Here is a 16,023-nt window from a genome sequence, read left to right on the forward strand (position 1 = left end):
ATTGCGGCGGTCTTCTCAGTGATTGCGATCCCGAATACCGGTTCCGACGATTATCCGTCGAGCAATTCAGCCGACCGAACGGTGCCGGAAATGGCATTTCCGGCTGCCTTTCCGGCCCTGAACACGCCGCAATGCCGCCGCGTGCGTTCGCTGCCGGTTCGCAGCGACATGCGTCGCGACGGTGCGCGTCTTCAGGCTTGTTCCGGCGTGCCGCCGTCGTCGGCGGCACGCCGTCCGTTCATCGCGCCATCGGTCAGGAGACCACCGTGACCCGCATCGGCAGGCCACCCTTGATCCGCAGGGAGAGCATCGGTTCGGGCACCACCTGGTACGCCGGGTCGCCGGTCAGCCGCAGTTCCCGTACCACCATGGCGGTGACGAAGGTGGCCTCCATCAGTCCCAGGTGGTTACCCACGCAGAACCGTGGTCCGGCGCCGAACGGCACGTACGCGTAGCGGGGCCGGTCGTTCGGGCGGGCGGGGTCGAACCGGTCCGGGTCGAACCGGTCCGGGTCGTCCCAGAACTCCGGGTGCCGGTGCAGGGTGTACGGGCAGATCAGCACGTCCGAGCCGCCCGGCACGTGGTAGCCGCCGATCACGTCGGGCTGCTGGGCGATCCGGGAGAGCATCCACACCGGCGGGTACAGCCGCATCGCCTCGTTGATCACCTGTGCGGTGAACCGCAGCCGGGCCAGGTCCTCGTACACCGGCTGCCGGTCGCCGAGCACCTCCACCGCCTCGGCGCGGACCCGCTCCAGCACCTCCGGATGCCGGTCGAGCAGGTGGAACGTCCAGCCCAGCGTGCTGGCCGTGGTCTCGTGACCGGCCAGCAGCAGGGTGACAAGTTCGTCGCGCATCCGCAGCCGACCCACCCGAGGATCGGCCTCCTGCCGGGTCGAGACAATCAGCCGGGACAGGGCGTCGTCGCCCTCCTCGCCCCGCGCCCGCCGCTCCGTCACCAACGCGTCGACCACCCGTTGCAGGTCCCGCCGGGCCCGCCGGAACCGCAGCTGGTGCGGCAACGGCAGCCAGGTCGGCACGGAACCCATGGTGACCATCTCGAACATGGCCTGGTCCTGCATGACCTCGAAGGAGTGGCCCACCGAACGGTGCTCGCTGAGGTCGCTGTCGAGCAGCGTACGACCGAGCACACCGAGCGTGAGCCCGGTCATCTCCTTGACGATGTCGACGGGCGCGCCGTCGCGGTGCGCCCGCAGCCGTTGCACCAGCCCGGCGGCCTCCTCGACGACCACGCCGGCCTGGGCGGCGATCCGCTTGGCCTGGAACGCCGGCTGGATCACCCGCCGCTGCTTGCGCCACAGCTCACCCTCGCTGGTGAGCAGGCCGTCGCCGAGGGCCCGCCGGGCCTGGGCCAGTCCGACGCCCTTGTGGTAGTTCTGGCTGTTGTCGGCCAGCACGTACTTGGCGTGGTCGGGGTGGTTGAAGAAGTAGAGCCGTTTGAAGCTCGGCCCGAGCCGGACCACGTCGCCGTAGCTGGCCGCGGTGCGCATCATGCCCAGCCGGTCCTGGGCGAGCTGCCAGAGCGTACGCAGCATCGCCGCTCCGGTCGGTCCCGCCGTGACCCGCCGCGTTCCTGCGATCGTCATCCCGTCACCCCGCCTCGGACAGCGGCCTGCCACGCCGGCACACCGTCAGCCACGTCGATGCCGTCCCGGTCGAGCTGCCGGAACCGGCCACGTACGAACAGCACCCCGTCGGCCTCGGGCTCCCGACGGACCGCGAGCAGGTTACCCACGAAGATGGTGTGGTCCCCACCCTCGTAGGACCGCCACAGCTCGCACTCGAAGTGCGCCAGCGCCCCGACGATCAGCGGGGCGCCGGTGAGCCGGCCCGGCACCCAGTCGACCGCGTCGAACTGAGCGGCGCCCAACGGGCGTCGGCGGTCGGCGAAGTGCCGGGCCACCGGCTCCTGGTGTGCGGCCAGGACGGAGACCCCGAACTGGCCGCACTCGATCAGGCTGCGATGCATGATCGCCTGTTGATCGACGCAGATGAGCACGAGGGGCGGATCCAGGGAGACCGACGTGAACGAGTTCGCGGTCATCCCGTGTGGACATTCCCCGCCCACGGTCACCACGGTCACGCCCGTGGCGAACGTGCCGAACGCACGGCGCAACTGGACCGGATCGCACGGCTCGGCGGTGGGCTCTGGCTGGACGTTCACGTGTACCTCCCGTGGGATCGCTATGCCGCCCGCGCCCGCACCCGGTAGGGCGCAAGCGCCCGGGCCAGCGCCTCCGGCACCCGGGACGGGCTGGTGCGGTTGTTCGGCCCCCGCATGCAGGCCACCCGTTGCCGGCCGCGGGCGACCAGCACCTCGCCCTCGGGATGCATCCGAACATAGTCGAAGCTGAATTCGATCTGGGTCTGGGCGAGTTCGACCAGCCGCATCCGAATGGCCAACTGGTCGAAGGCGGTGATTTCCGCGAAGAACTCGCAGTCGACCTTCAACGTGAACAGCTTCAGATCGCTGCGCAGGTCGTCGAGGACGTCGTTCGCCTTGTCGTGCAGGAACATCTCCCGGCAACGGCCCTGCCAACGCAGGTAGTTGACGTAGTAGACGTTGCCGACCAGGTTGGTCTCCTCGAAACCGACCGTGTGCCGATACTCGTAGTAGTCCTCCACCTCACAGCCCTCCGTCGGTGCGGACGGTGAACACGACAGGCGTGGCCGCCGAGCCGACGGTGGTGGCGAAGGTCGCCACCCGCGTCGCGCCCGCCGCGAAGACCAGCCACCCGTCGCGCTGGATCGGGGTCAGCGTCACCGAGAGATGCTCCGGCAGGTCGACCTGCCGCAGGCAGTCCAGCGCCGCCTCCACCTGGGTCGCGGCGGTGTCCCGGTCGACACCGAAGCCGGTGACCACCTGGTCGACGAGCACCTCGTACCGGCCCAGGACCGGGGCGCCGCCGTCGACCGGTCGCGGCGAGACCTGCCGTACGTCGCAGCCGACCGGGGTACGGGCTGCCACGGCGAGGCTGAGCTCCGCGCCGTGGGAGACCGCCACGTACCGCCCGTCCACCTGCTCCGGCTGCCCGTCGGGGGTGTACCGCAGTTCGGCGGCGTGCCCGAGGGCCCGACCGACCGCCAACTCCGGCTGGTCGCCGGCGTTCGGCTCCACCGCCACCGCGATCGCGGTGCCGATCAGGTCGCCCAGGGTCCGCTCCAGGTAGGAGCCGAGCAGCGGCGCCACCCAGGGGCCCCGGCCGTCCTTCTTACGTACCGCCCGCAGTTGCAGGCCCTCCCACCGCTCGACGACCTCGCCGGTGCCGGTGCGCAACGCGATGTCGTAGACGTAGGTGTCTCCGTCGCGCTCCCGCTCGGTGGCGCAGTAGCGCAACGGCTCACCGGTGCCCATCCGGGACCCGGCCGGGTACAGCCGTGCGATCGCCACCGGCAGCAGCGTGGCGTCCGGTACGCAGACCTGGTTGCCGTGCATCAGCGCGTCGCGCACCCCCGGGTCACCGAGCACCAGCGTGTCCGGCAGGTAGGCGCTGAACCAGTCGGTCTCCGGCACGGTGGCCACGTCGGCGTCGACGTCGCGGGCCGCCGCCCGGTGGAAGGCGCGCAACCGTTGGAAGCGCGCTCCCTGGAACAGGGTGTCGCCGTACAGGTCCCGGGCCGGGTCCAGCGGCACCGTCGGCAGGTCGTCGGCGACCTGCTCCGGCGGACCGTCCGGCACCGGACCCTCGACGAAGCGCAACCTGGCCTCGAAGTGGTCCGCGGCGAATCCGGTGTCCGCGGTACGGATCACCGCCCGTACCGTGTCGTCGGCGGTCACCAGGGCCGCGACCCGGATGGTGGTGCTGCCGTGCGGCGGCACCACGATCGGCCGGGCGAAGCGGGCCTGTTCGATGACCGGCACCTCGCTGCGACCCGTCACCGTCATGGCCGCCTGGGCCATCGCCTCCATGCCCATGACCGCGGGGAAGAGCAGGTTCCCGTCGAGCAGATGGTCGGGCAGGTACAGGTCGCTGCCGGCGGTGAGTTCGATGTCGGTGACCAGCTCCACGCCGTGGTAGCGCACCTGCGGCCGGTCCACGAAGCGCAGCAACGGCAGTTCCGGTTCCTCGAAGCGCAGCGTGTCCAGGCTGTCGGCCCGTCCGCTGATCACCACCACCGCCGGGGTGTCCGGGTCGGTGACCAGCCGGCGGAGCACCGCCACCCCCTGCTCGGGGGTGATCGGGGTGATGCCGTCGCGGGCCAACGACTCGACGACCGACAGCTTCTCCCCCATGCCCACACCGGACCAGACCGACCACTCCAGGCAGATCGAGCGGCAGGTCGGGTGGGCCGCGCCGAAGCGACGGGTCTGTTCGGCCAGCCGGTCGTTGGCCGTGGCGTAGTGCGCCTCGCCCCGCAGCCCGGCCCGGCCGATGATGCTGCCGAAGGTGACCAGCAGCTTCAGCCGGTCGGCGTCGACGGCGTCCAGGACCGCGGCGAGGCCGCCGACCTTGGGTGCCAGCGCGCCGTGCACGGCGTCCATGTCGAGCGAGGTCAACGCCGCCGGTTCGTTGCGCCCGGCGCCGTGCAGCACCCCGGTCACCGGGCCGAGCAGACGCTCGACCTCGTCGACCGCGGCCCGCACCGCCACCGGGTCGGTGACGTCGGCACGCAGGTAGCGCGCCTGCACACCGGCGGCGGCGAAGCGTTCCAGGTTGGCCGCCAGTTCCTCGTCGGCGGCCAGGTCGGAACGACCCAGCACGGCGAGTTTGGCACCGGCGTCGGCGGCCAGGGCGAGCGCGCACTCCGCCGTGATGCCCTTGCCGCCGCCGGTGACCAGCAGCACGTCACCGGCGCCGAGCGGCTGTTCGACCCGACCGGCGTCGATGGGCAGGGCCCGCAGGACCTGCTGCCGACGCGCCCCGGTCACGTCGTAGTGGACCTCGTGATAGGTGTCGGTCGCGGCGACCTCGGCCAGCACCCGGTCGGCGACGTCCAGGGTGGCCGGCAGGTGCACCACCGTGGTCCGGATCCGGGGGTCCTCCAGCCGCAGGGTCCGGGCCAGGCCGCTGGCGCCCAAGCCGTGCTGCACCAGCACGAAGCGGTCACCCGCTCCGGCGGTCAGCGCCGCCCGCGCCCCCTGCAACGCCGGTTCGAGCTGCTCCGGGGTGCAGTCGGCCGGCAGCCAGACCAGGACTCCGCCGCCGACTCCGCCGCCGGCCAGCGCCTGCCGGGCCTGCTCCGCGCGCGGGTCGGTGTGGCCACCGAACAGTTGCCACCCGGCGTTCGTCTCGGCCGGGCCCGGCACCGGTGTGGGCGCCTCGACCAGGTCGACCGCGAACGCCCGGATGAAGGTGTCCACGCCCGGCACCGACGCGGGCTGCGTCAGGTCCTCGGCCAAACCGGTGCCGATCAGCGCCTCCATCGCCTCTGCGACCTCCCGTACGGTCGCCGTGGCCACGTTGGTGGGCAGCCGCGACGGCGGTACGCCGAGCTGCTGCGCAGCCTGGTTCACCACCTGGCTGACCGTGATCGAGCTCAGGTGCAGGTCGTCGAGGAGCCGGCTGTCCTCACCGACCATGTCCAGCGGCAGTTCCGCCCGGGCGGCGACGAGTTGACGCAGCACCAGCGAGGCCGGTTCCCCGGTGGGTGCGGCACCGTTCACCGAGGCCGGTGCGGCGACCGGCTGCGGCGAGTCGGGCAGCACCACGTCGGAGTCGGTCTCGCACGGGCTGGCGAAGAAGCTGAACTCGTCGACGTCCTTGACCGGCCGGACCAGCCGGCCGTCGAAGAGCTGCGGATGCACCCGCGCCGCCCCGACCACGTACGCCGCGGCGGCGACGCGCAGCACGCTGGCCAGCGTCTCGTCGTCGGTGTCGAGCGCCACCGTCGGCACCGAGGTGTCGGTACGGCCCAGATCCGACAGGATCCGCCCCGGTCCGACCTCGACGAACAGGTCCACCTCCTTGGCGGCCATCGCGATGGCCTGCGCGAACAGCACCGGCTCGGTGATCTGGTCCCGCAGCAGCACCGACAGGTCGACATCGGCCGGCAGGACGGTGCCGGTCACGGTGGAGACCACCTGGCGCTGCAACGGCTGGAACCGCTCCTCGGCGAGGTAGCCGCCGAACGCCTCGGCTGCCTCGGCGACCAGCGGCGAGTGGAAGGCGTGCGAGACCCGCAGGCGCTTGCCGGGGATCCCGGCCACCTCGGCTCGTTCCAGCACCCGCTCGACGGCGTCGATCGGACCGGAGATCACCGTCTGCCGCTGACTGTTGTAGCCGCCGATGACCACCGGCTCCCCGCTGAGCAGGCGGCGTGCGGTCTCCGGGTCGGCCGGGATACCGGCCATGGTGCCGCCGGGACGGCCGTGCTCGGCCATGGTGCGCCCCCGGGCGGCGGCCATCCGCAGCACCGAGGACAGGTCCATCGCCCCGGCCCAGTGCAGCGCGGTGAGCTCGCCGAGGCTGTGCCCGACGGCCACGTCGGCCTCGATGCCGAGCGCGCTCAGCACGCTGAGCCCGGCGACCGAACCGGTGACGATGCGCGGCTGGGCAACCTCGGTGGCCACCACGTCACCGGTGGGCAGCGCCGCCTCGGTGACGATCCGGTCGGCCTGGGTGAACCGGCGGCGCAGCGCCTCGGCCGGTCGACCCCGGCCGGTGCCCTGGCCGGGGAAGAGGAACCCGACCCGGGCGGCGCCGCGGACGTGGCCGAGGAAGGCCCGCCCGTCGGCGGCGTACAGTCTGCTCTCGCCGGCCTGCAGCGCCGCGTGCACCCGCAGCAGTTGCCGCTCGGCGTCCTCCGGCGAGCGGGCCACCACCGCGGCCCGGTACGGCCGGTCGCCGAGTTCGGTGTAGATGCTGGCGGCCAGGTCGCCGAGTTGGGCGTAGGAGAGGCGGATCACCTGTCCGGCCAGGGCCTGGACCCGCTCGGCCAGTTCGGCCGGGGTGTCCGCGTCCAGGACCAGCAGTTCGACGTTCTGGGCGCGGGCGGCGATGGTGCGGGTCCGGGCGTCCGGCGAGCGACGCGGCGTCTCCTCACCGGACACCACCAGGTGGGTGTTGATGCCGCCGAAGCCCATCGCGGTGATCCCGGCGCGCAGCGGCGCGTCGGCCGGCCACGGCTCGGCGGTGGGCAGCACCCGCAGCTTCGCCTCGTTCGAGGTGAGCACCTCGTGCGGCTCCTCGCAGGCGACCGTCGGCGGCAGCATCTGGTGGTGCACCGCGAGGACCGCCTTGAGCAGGCCGGCGACCCCGGCCGCCGCCTTGGTGTGCCCGATCATGGCCTTGATCGAGCTGATCGCGGCCGGGGTGCCGGACGCGCCGGCGGCCCGGCGCGCCTCGGTCAGCGCCCGCAGCTCCGTCGCGTCACCGACCTCGGTGCCGGTGCCGTGTCCCTCGAACATCGGCACGGTCTCGATGCCGAACCCGGCGCGGGCGTACGCCCGGGTCAGCGCCAGCCGGTAGCCGTCCTCCTCCGGCCGGGTGATGCCACCCTTGCCGTCGGAGGACATGCCCCATCCGGCGATGGAGGCGTAGATCCGCCGGCCCTGTGCCACCGCGTCCTCGTGGCGCATGAGGACGACCATGCCGCAGCCCTCGCCGGGCCAGAATCCGTTGGAGCCCTGGTCGTAGACCTTCATCTCGCCGCGCGCCAGCGCACCGGTCTTGGCGAAGCCGATGATCTCGAACGGGTCGATCGACAGGTCGACCCCGCCCGCGACCGCGACGTCCAGTTCGCCTTCCACCAGGCTGCGGCAGGCGGTGAGTACCGACAGCAGCGATGACGAGCAGGCGCCGTCGACGGTGTAGCCGCCACCCTTGAGGTCGAAGTAGTTGCAGATCCGCCCGGCGATGGTGTTGGACAGGCCACCGGCCAGGGTGTCCTCGTCGATGGCCGGGAACGGCGCCTTGTAGCGCTGTTCCAGGGTGCCGAGGAAGTCGGCGAGCTGGTCGTCGTCCCAGCCCTGCTCGCGCAGGGCGGCACCGACCGTCCGCCGGACGTACGGCCAGCGCAGCCGCATCACGTTCGCCCGGGAGAACTCCCCGGTCAGGGTGTTGCCGACCACCACGCCGGTGCGCTCGCGGGGCAGTTCGGCGCCCATCGGGAAACCGGCGTCACCGAGCGCCCGGGCGGCGGTGTCCAGGGCCAGCCAGTGGGTCAGGTCGGTGGAACGGTACGTGCTGCCGGCGATCCGGTACTTCTGCCTGTCGAACTCGTACCCCTCGATGACCGCGGCGTTGCGGGCGTAGAACCGGTCCGGGACGCTGCGGTCGGCATCCCAGTAGTCGGCCAGCCGCATCCGTTCGTCCGGCAGCCGGCGGAAGGCCCGCCGGCCCGTGATCACGTTCTCCCACAGTTCACCGGGAGAGGCGGCATCCGGATATCGGCATGCCAGGCCGACGACGGCGATCCTGCTCATGCCGGCACCGCTTCCTTGTGGGAGTTGGGGCCCGCGGCGAGGGCGTCGGTGGTGGCGGTCACGGGGACCGGCACCCCGTCGGTGGGCGCCGCCGCGGCGGCGGCAGCCTCCCGCTTTTCGCGAGCCTTGTTGGAGATGTGCAGCGCCCAGAGGAACATGCCGCGGATGAGGCAGACCGCCGCGGTGGCGAAGAAGAGCCCGTACGCGATGCCCATACCCGTGATGAGCCCGTAGAGGCTGGCCACGCCGGCGCCGAAGGCGATCTGGGACGCCGGGCTGGACGGGCTGGTTCCCGGGTCGGTGATCATGTAGTTCGTGAACAGCACGAACGCCACGCTGGTCATCATGCCCAGCGCCCCCAGGATGGAGACGTCCAGGACCAGGCCACGGATCACCGCCTGGAGCACGAAGGCGGACAGCCAGCCCATGATCAGCCACATCCGACCGGTGAGCTTGGCGTTGAGCATCGTGCCGGCGGTGAGGATGATCGCCGGAACCAGCCAGTCACCCAGCGCCGGGGTGTGCTCGGTGAAGTGGTACGGCGGCGCGATGCTGGCCCACGGGAAGAGAATCAGGATCATCGCGATGCCGAAGTTCGACGGGTTCATGTAGTGCCGCAGTCGACCCCGGACGGGGGCTCGCAGGATCCACTTCGCGGCGATCGCCACGGTGACCCCGAACATCATCACCCAGACCCGGTCGTTGACGTAGGTCAGCATGTTGACGGCCAGCGAGGTGATGTGCGCCGGGAAGAGGAACTCGACGAATCCGCGCTTTCCGCCGCCGAGGAAGCGCGGCGCGCGACCCTCGGCCCGGGCGCCGATCACCTCCAGCACGATCTCCACCGTGTAGCCGGTGGCGAGCGCGATGAACGGCCACAGCCAGGGCTGTTCGAAACCGAGGTAGACGTAACCGACGATGTTGAAGATCGTGATCGAGATCGCGAAGCGGCGCAGCGCCGTCGTCGTCTTCGCGTCGTGCCGGACGGGGCTGGTCTTGGTGTCGGCCATCTCCGTTACCTCTCGTTGGCCTGCGAGCCGAGCTGCACGTCGTGCCAGCCCGGGGTCAGCTGAAGGTCCTGCTTACGGATCTGTCCGGTGCGGTCGCGCCAGCAGAGCGTGACCTGTACCGAACCGGTGACGTCGGCGCCGAGACCGATGTGCACCTCGTTGCTGCGCTTGCCGGAGTGCCCGCCGCCGCCGTCGACCCGGGAGACGAACTTTCGGCCGTCGGGGGTGGTGACCATGACCTGGGCGCCCACCGCCGGCGAGCCGGTGGCGGCCGGGTCGGCGGTCTCGTGGGTCAGCCGCAGGCCGAGGAAGGCGCCGGCGTCCGGGCTGGCGTTGCGGTAGAAGATCGGCTCGGCCCACTGCCGGGCCACCGCCAGGTCGAGCCGGCCGTCGCCGTCGGCGTCGCCGGTGGCGATGCCTCGGGTCGGCAGCGGGATGTCCAGGCCGAGCTCGGGGGCGATGTTGACGTACCGGCCGTCCTCGCCGCGGACGAAGAAGTGCAGACGCTGACTGCCGCCGATGTCGTCACCGGGACGCACGTTCGGCCACCAGCTCGTGTGGCGTACCAGCGTGTCGTTGGTGGTGGCCAGTTCCTGCAACTGGGGCCAGCGGTTGACCTCACCGCGGACGAAGCCGGTGGCCTGGGCGATGGCGAGCCGGCCGCCGTTGTCGAAGTCGCCCATCTTGACGTCCCAGCCCCAGCCCGACCAGGCCAGGCCGAGGTCGGCGCTACGGTCCCGGAAGGGCGCCTTGCCGCTGCTGAACGCCGTCTTGACCTCGCTCGGGTCGGCGGCGGTGTTCATGAAGGTGTAGTTGCTCTCCTGGATGCCGAACGGGGTGGTGATGTTGCTGACGAACAGGTCGAACAGGCCGTCACCGTCGATGTCACCGAAGTCGGCGCCCATCCCCTTGAACGAGTCATTGCCCAGCACCTTCGACTTCGGGATGGTCGGCGTGCGGACCCCCTCGACCACAGCGAACTCGATGTTGCCCGGGGTGGACCGGTTGTAGAGCAGCCGGTCGGGGCCGAAGTCGTGGGCCAGGTACAGCTCGGGCAGCAGGTCACCGTCGATGTCGACGGCGGCCGCGGCCAGCGCCCAGCCCTTGGAGGCGCTGTGCGGGATCACGTTGTCCACCCGCTGGAACGCGGCGGTGGGCTCGGCGCCCCCGGTGCCCTCGGTGAACCGGAAGACGTAGTCCTCGCCGCCGTTGAGGCCGTAGGACATCGAGTCGTTCATCTCCACGCCGCCCTTGACCGTGTCGTCGAGGACCGGGCTGTGCGGGAAGTAGTTACCGACGTAGATGTCGACGTGGCCGTCACCGTCGAAGTCGTCGATGGCCACCGCGTTGGTGTTCCACAGCGGGCCGTTGTACTCGCCGACACCGACGCCGGGCACCAGCTCGACGGGGCGGTAGGCGGCGGTGCCGAGGCTGAGTTCCTTGCCGTTGTTGAGGAACAGGATCGGCGTACGGGCCCAGTAGTAGACCAGCAGGTCCATCCGGCCGTCCTCGTTGAAGTCACCCGGCGCGCAACCCATCGGTGCGGTGATCCGGCTGATCGGCAACGGCGCGGCGTCCAGCGCGAACGGCTGGTACCGCTGCTCGTTGAGACCCGGAGTCGGGGTGACGATCGTCTGGTCGGTGCGCGGATCGGTGATGCACAGGTCGTTGGCGAGACCGTCACCGTCCAGGTCGTTCATCGCGATGCCGGCGCCCACCGAGGAGATCCAGGCGTCGATGTGGGTGTACGTCTGGTTGACCTTGCGTACGGTCTGCTGATGCTTGCTGGCGGGCAGGGCGATGCCCATGGGCTCGAACGCGTACCGGGACGCCAACTCCGTGCGCTCCGCCGCCGAGGCGCTGGGGAGCCGGACGGCGAAGAACATCCCGACCACGAGTGCGAGGCCGATGATTCCGGCCAACTGCCGGCGCAGCAAGCCAATCGTCATTGACATGAACTCAAGACCTCCCGTTGGTGACGGATTCGTCGGTGGCGACCCCACCGCGCGTCGCGGTGAACTACCGGCCCCGGCCGGTCGGACCGCGGGCCGCTCGGCCACTCGCAATAGCCGGTGGCTTGCGCCCTCTCCGATTGACGGGCGGCACGCGGGACCCGGACCGAGATGCTGGTCCGGACCCTCTTCGTGCCGCCCCGCCATTCGTAGGGCGTGTCAGCAGATCCTCACAGGAGGCCAGAAACCCGGGCTACTCGAAAAATGCCAAGCATTGCTGCTCATCGAACTGATGACACATAAAGATATGCTTCCCAATCTGCGGAACTGAGTCCCCAAAAAGGACTGGGAAGGACGTGGAAGGACGTGGAAATGTCGGGCATCACTCGGCTGCGGCGGCCGCCGTCTGCTCGAATTGCCGACGGATGTTGGCCCGCCACCGCTCGTACGGCGGCACGGATCCGCCGGCGTCGGGCGCCGGTGCGGTGTCGTCGGCCAGGGCGACGGCGGCCGGCACGGACAGCCCGGACAGCGCTGCCGCCGCCACCGCCGAGTGCGGCGGCACGAAACCCGCGTGCACCCGCGCGCGCAGCGCGAACACGCTGCCCAGCGCCAGCTCGGGGGCGTGCTCGCCGGCCTCTCGGCGCAGCGTGGCCAGGTCCGCTTCACCGCACCCACCGGCGAAGGTGGCGGCCAGCCCGACACCGCTGAACAGGTCGGCGTGACGTTCCGGGGCGAACCGCCGGACGGCGGCGTCGACATCGAGCACGCGGGCACCGTGGATGAACCACAGGGCCCGCCCGATGCCCTGGTCCACCGCGCGACCGAAGTAGTCCCGGTGCCCCTGCCAGTCGTACGGCGCCGGCCGGCGCTGCTCGTCGACCCACTTGGCGACGTCGAAGTAGGCCAGGTCGAAGCCGTACCCGTCCACCGCCAGCCAGGTCATCGTCGGGTGGAAGGGACCGGGGTCCAACTCCGGCACCACCTTGCGCCACAACGGTCGCGGCAGCCGGGCCATCGCGAAGCCGATGCCGATGTAGGCCAGGAACAGGTGCGGCGCACCCGGGCCGAGCAGCAGCTCACGGGTACGTCGCCGCCGCCCGCCGCCCATCGCGTCGAGCACGGTGAAGGCCATCGTGACGCCCTCGTACGCGAAGCCCCGCATGCCCTCGTCGACCAACTCGACCCGCTGCTGCACCTCCTCAAGGCCGCGGCAGTCGATCCCCCACTCGAAGCCGCAGACCACGGCCCGTGGAATCGCCTCCAGCCGGGCCGTGGCCGGTGACGACGGCCCCGGGAAACCCCGGCGTGCGAAGCCGACCTCACTCAGCGCCGGTGCCAGCGCCAGCCTGCGCAACGAGCCCAGAACGGTGGACATCGCGTTCCTCCCTCGACGGAGTCGTACCGGACAGCATGGCCGCCAACCCTGCGGCGGTCACGAGGATGCGGGGGCGTCCGGGTCGACCCGGACCCAGCCGGCCGCCCGGCGGGCGGCGGCCATGCTGGCCCATGCGGTCAGCTCGATGAGCGCCCGGTCGTCGGCCCCGGCGGCGCGGACGTCGGCCACCACCTGGTCGTCGACCTGGTAGGAGGCGAAGGCGGTGAGCAGCGCCAGCCGTGCCGCCGGTCGGTCGACGGTGGGCAGATCACGCACCGCCTCGCCGACCCAGGCGCGGCTGATCCCCGTCGGCCGGCCGTCCCAGTCGTCAAGCCGGGCGGTGACCAGGTCGCGTACCGACGTGGGCACCGCCCGCTGCCCGGCGGCGTCGATGGCCGCGCCGCCCCGGGCGAGCGCGTCGGCCAGCGTGGGGTGAGCGCTGCTCCAGGCCAGATCCGGGGCCAGTGGGGCGGCCGGCAGCAGGTCCCGGGCGGTGCCGGGCGGCCGGTCGCCGCGGGCGCCGCGGGCCATCAGCTGGCCGAAGACCCGGCGGACACCGCCGCGCAGCGCCGACGGCAGGGCGGCCGGCAGCGGCGACGGTTCGAGGAAGACGTTCACCATCCGGTTGAGGTAGTGGAAGACCAACGCCACGCCGAGCAGTTCGACCGCCTCGACGGCGGGGACCGGCGACACGAGGACGCGGGCCTGGGTGCGGTCGGTGCCCGCGCGGGCCCACTCGGCCACCCGGCGCCGCTGGTCGTCACCGGCCGGGTCGGCGGCGGAGCGCAGCAGCCCCGCCATGGTGGCCGAGTGCACCTCCACGCAGTACGGGCAGGAGTTGACCGTGGAGACGGCGGCGGCCACCGCCTCCCGGGTGGCCCGGTCCACCCGGCCGGCGGCGACGAGCGTCTCGCGCAGCACGATCCAGCACGCGGCCAGCACCGGTGGTGCGGGCGAGTGCAGGCTCACCGGCGGGGCGAGCATGCCGAAGTCCCGCTCCACCTGGCCGTACACGACGGCGGTGAGGCCGTCGGCTCGCTCGATGGGCACCGGGGTGACCCGGCGTACGTGTCCCCGGGAGGGACGCCGGGCCACCCTGGCGTAGAGACCACTCACCGTCGCAGTGCGCTGCGCGCCAACGGCAGCACCGCGTCGCGGCTGCTCGTGGCCCCGTCGGGGGCGGGAGCGCCGTACTGGACATCCACTCCTCGGGCCCGCGCCGCCGCGACGATGCCCGGTACCGCCCGCTCGGCCAGCGCGGCGATGGTCATCGCCGGGTTCACGGTCAGGCCGGCCGGTACGGCGGAGCCGTCGGTGACGAAGATGCCCGGGTGGTTGCGCAGTTCGTGGCGGTCGTCCAGGGCCGAGGTGGCCGGGTTGTCGCCGATGCGGCAGGAGGCCAGCGGATGCACCGTGTAGGCCCCCACCACGTCGTTGGTCCACGGCATCACCCGGGACAGCCCGTCGCGTTCGAGGATGTCGCGCACCTCCGCGTCGGACAGCGCCCAACCGCGCAGCGTGTTCTCGGTCGGCTCGTAGCGCAGCGAGCCACGGGCCAGCATCTGCTGGGACAGCCGTACGGCGTTGCCGCTGGGCGGCACGGCGCCGAACTCTCCCTCGTTGTCGTCCTCGCTCATTGTGAAGACGGTCAGCCAGGACTGCCAGGTGCGCAGCAGTTCCTTCTTCTCCGCGCCGAACCAGGTCGGCCCGACGGCGTCGGGCACCTGGGCCAGGATGGTGCCGAAGCCCGGCGGGAAGTACAGCTGCTCCAGGGAGAACCGCTCGTACTCGGGCAGGGAGCCGTCCAGCCGGTCCCAGTTGGCCACGCAGGGGCCCTTGCCGATCTGGTACGCCTCGTACGGCACCCCGTCCGGCCGGCTGAGGCCGAGCACGTCGCGGATGCGCTCCTCGTCGAAGATGGCGGTGTTGAGTCGCTCGCCGTTGCCGGAGAAGTACCGGCCGACGGCGTGCGGCATGGCGCCGAGGGTCGGCTCGGAGCGCTGGAGGATCACCGGCGTGGCGCCGGCACCGGCCGCGATGATGACGATCTTCGCGTCGATCGTGCCGCTGCCCACCTCGACGCGGTAGTCGACGTCGTCCAGGACGGTGTAGTGCACCCGGTAGCCACCGTCGTCGGTACGGCTGAGGTACTGCACCTCGTGCAGCGGCCGGATCTGCGCGCCGTGTGCCAGTGCGGCCGGCAGGTAGTTGAGCAGCAGGGAGCGTTTGGCGTCGAACCGGCAACCGGCCATCATCCAGTTGCAGTTGGTGCACTTGGCCTGGTCCAGCGCCACCGGCACCGGGTTGGCCGTCCGCCCGGCGTGATCGCAGGCGGCGCCGAACAGCCCACCGGAGTACGGCACCGTGTCCCAGCTCGACTGGGAGACCGGCAGCGCCTCGGCGACCCGGTCGTACCAGGGGTCGAGCGCGTCGCGGGAGATGGCGGACGGCCACATCCGGTGCCCGAAGCGGCCCTGGCGGTCGAAGACGAAGCGGGGCGCGCGGGGCATCGCGGCGAAGTAGACGGCGCTGCCGCCGCCCACGCAGTTGCCGCTGAGCACACTCATTCCGTCGCCGATGACGAAGTCGAAGACCCGCGTCGACGACGAGCCGAACTTGAAGTCGTGCTCGAACTCCTCGCCGGACAGCCACGGTCCGCGTTCGAGCACGACCACGCGCGCGCCGCCCGCGGCGAGGTGGTACGCGGTGATCGCGCCGCCGAAGCCGCTACCGATCACAAGGACGTCAGTGCTCTCGGAACTCGTCATGCAGGGCTCCCGGAGGCCGTGGTGTCGGGGTGTGGCTGGGCCAGTTGCCGGCCGTAGCTGTAGGTGTCGAACCGCCACAGCCCGTCGGAGTCGGGCTGGCGGAAGCCGAGGATCTTCAGGCCGACGTGGCCGGCGTCGAGCGCCTCCACGGTGTGCGAGTGCGCGGCGGCGTCGAAGGCGATGACGCTGAACATGGCGAGACTGATCCACGCTTCCCGTTCCGGGTGTGTGGGGTCGGTCAGGCGCTGCACCAGCCGGATCCGGTCGGGGAAGTCGAGCGAGACGAACGCCGGTACCTCCGGGTCCAGCTCGATGCCGGTCTCGGCGGCGTACTCCTCGGCGTGCTCGTCGAGCCCGTCGGCCAGCGCGTCCAGCGCCGGAGCCAGGCCACCCTCGGGAGAGCGCAGCGCCAGCAACGCTCCGGCGGCGACCGCGCCGCCGTCGGACGAGACGCCGGCCACGGCGCGATCGCCCGGCCACCGCTTCTCGCCGGGCAGAATCGTATCGGCGTACGCCTCCAGCACCATTGT

General features: G+C 71.6%; 11 protein-coding genes. 1 reads left to right on the forward strand and 10 read right to left on the reverse strand.

The window, feature by feature from the left end; genetic code table 11:
* Positions 1-18: 18 nt before the first annotated feature.
* A complete protein-coding gene (locus JMF97_RS26235) occupies positions 19-270 on the forward strand; it encodes a hypothetical protein (protein WP_203223952.1) in 252 nt (83 codons plus the stop codon).
* Here JMF97_RS26235 and JMF97_RS26240 read toward each other — a convergent pair.
* From JMF97_RS26240 to JMF97_RS26285, 10 genes are all read right to left on the reverse strand, one after another.
* Positions 254-1,606 (reverse strand): cytochrome P450, encoded by a 1,353-nt coding sequence (locus JMF97_RS26240; RefSeq protein ID WP_203223953.1) that lies wholly within the window; start codon positions 1,604-1,606, stop codon positions 254-256. The two genes, JMF97_RS26235 and JMF97_RS26240, sit on opposite strands and share 17 nt — an antisense overlap.
* Positions 1,603-2,184 (reverse strand): flavin reductase family protein, encoded by a 582-nt coding sequence (locus JMF97_RS26245; RefSeq protein ID WP_203223954.1) that lies wholly within the window; start codon positions 2,182-2,184, stop codon positions 1,603-1,605. The genes JMF97_RS26240 and JMF97_RS26245 overlap by 4 nt, the downstream gene beginning before the upstream one ends.
* Positions 2,185-2,204: 20 nt before the next feature.
* Positions 2,205-2,645 carry an acyl-CoA thioesterase gene (locus tag JMF97_RS26250; protein ID WP_013733448.1) on the reverse strand — a complete coding sequence of 147 codons (441 nt, stop codon included), beginning with the start codon at positions 2,643-2,645 and terminating at the stop codon, positions 2,205-2,207.
* Position 2,646: 1 nt separating this feature from the next.
* Entirely contained in the window at positions 2,647-8,385 is a 5,739-nt protein-coding gene (locus tag JMF97_RS26255) for a type I polyketide synthase (protein ID WP_203223955.1), read from the reverse strand.
* The gene (locus tag JMF97_RS26260; RefSeq protein WP_203223956.1) at positions 8,382-9,395 is read right to left on the reverse strand and encodes an RnfABCDGE type electron transport complex subunit D; all 1,014 of its coding nucleotides are present in this window, start codon (positions 9,393-9,395) and stop codon (positions 8,382-8,384) included. The genes JMF97_RS26255 and JMF97_RS26260 overlap by 4 nt, the downstream gene beginning before the upstream one ends.
* A gap of 5 nt (positions 9,396-9,400) precedes the next feature.
* On the reverse strand, positions 9,401-11,350 hold the full coding sequence (locus tag JMF97_RS26265) for a CRTAC1 family protein (RefSeq protein ID WP_203223957.1): 1,950 nt from the start codon (positions 11,348-11,350) through the stop codon (positions 9,401-9,403).
* Between the two features lie 379 nt (positions 11,351-11,729).
* Positions 11,730-12,725, reverse strand: coding sequence for a DUF1702 family protein (locus JMF97_RS26270; RefSeq protein WP_203223958.1), 996 nt, complete (start codon positions 12,723-12,725; stop codon positions 11,730-11,732).
* 57 nt (positions 12,726-12,782) lie between these two features.
* Entirely contained in the window at positions 12,783-13,841 is a 1,059-nt protein-coding gene (locus tag JMF97_RS26275; RefSeq protein ID WP_203223959.1) for a carboxymuconolactone decarboxylase family protein, read from the reverse strand.
* On the reverse strand, positions 13,838-15,493 hold the full coding sequence (locus JMF97_RS26280) for an FAD-dependent oxidoreductase (RefSeq protein WP_203223960.1): 1,656 nt from the start codon (positions 15,491-15,493) through the stop codon (positions 13,838-13,840). Before JMF97_RS26280 ends, JMF97_RS26275 begins: the two co-directional genes overlap by 4 nt.
* The gene (locus JMF97_RS26285; protein WP_203224039.1) at positions 15,490-16,020 is read right to left on the reverse strand and encodes a DUF5987 family protein; all 531 of its coding nucleotides are present in this window, start codon (positions 16,018-16,020) and stop codon (positions 15,490-15,492) included. The genes JMF97_RS26280 and JMF97_RS26285 overlap by 4 nt, the downstream gene beginning before the upstream one ends.
* Positions 16,021-16,023: the final 3 nt, after the last annotated feature.

Origin of the sequence: Micromonospora fiedleri, from assembly GCF_016774385.1 — a bacterium.
Lineage (GTDB): Bacteria > Actinomycetota > Actinomycetes > Mycobacteriales > Micromonosporaceae > Micromonospora > Micromonospora gifhornensis.

Coding starts and splice junctions, on each gene's coding strand:
- JMF97_RS26265 (WP_203223957.1), bottom strand. CDS start 11,350: ATGTCAATGACGATTGGCTTGCTGCGCCGGCAGTTGGCCGGAATCATC.
- JMF97_RS26285 (WP_203224039.1), bottom strand. CDS start 16,020: ATGGTGCTGGAGGCGTACGCCGATACGATTCTGCCCGGCGAGAAGCGG.
- JMF97_RS26240 (WP_203223953.1), bottom strand. CDS start 1,606: ATGACGATCGCAGGAACGCGGCGGGTCACGGCGGGACCGACCGGAGCG.
- JMF97_RS26280 (WP_203223960.1), bottom strand. CDS start 15,493: ATGACGAGTTCCGAGAGCACTGACGTCCTTGTGATCGGTAGCGGCTTC.
- JMF97_RS26270 (WP_203223958.1), bottom strand. CDS start 12,725: ATGTCCACCGTTCTGGGCTCGTTGCGCAGGCTGGCGCTGGCACCGGCG.
- JMF97_RS26255 (WP_203223955.1), bottom strand. CDS start 8,385: ATGAGCAGGATCGCCGTCGTCGGCCTGGCATGCCGATATCCGGATGCC.
- JMF97_RS26260 (WP_203223956.1), bottom strand. CDS start 9,395: ATGGCCGACACCAAGACCAGCCCCGTCCGGCACGACGCGAAGACGACG.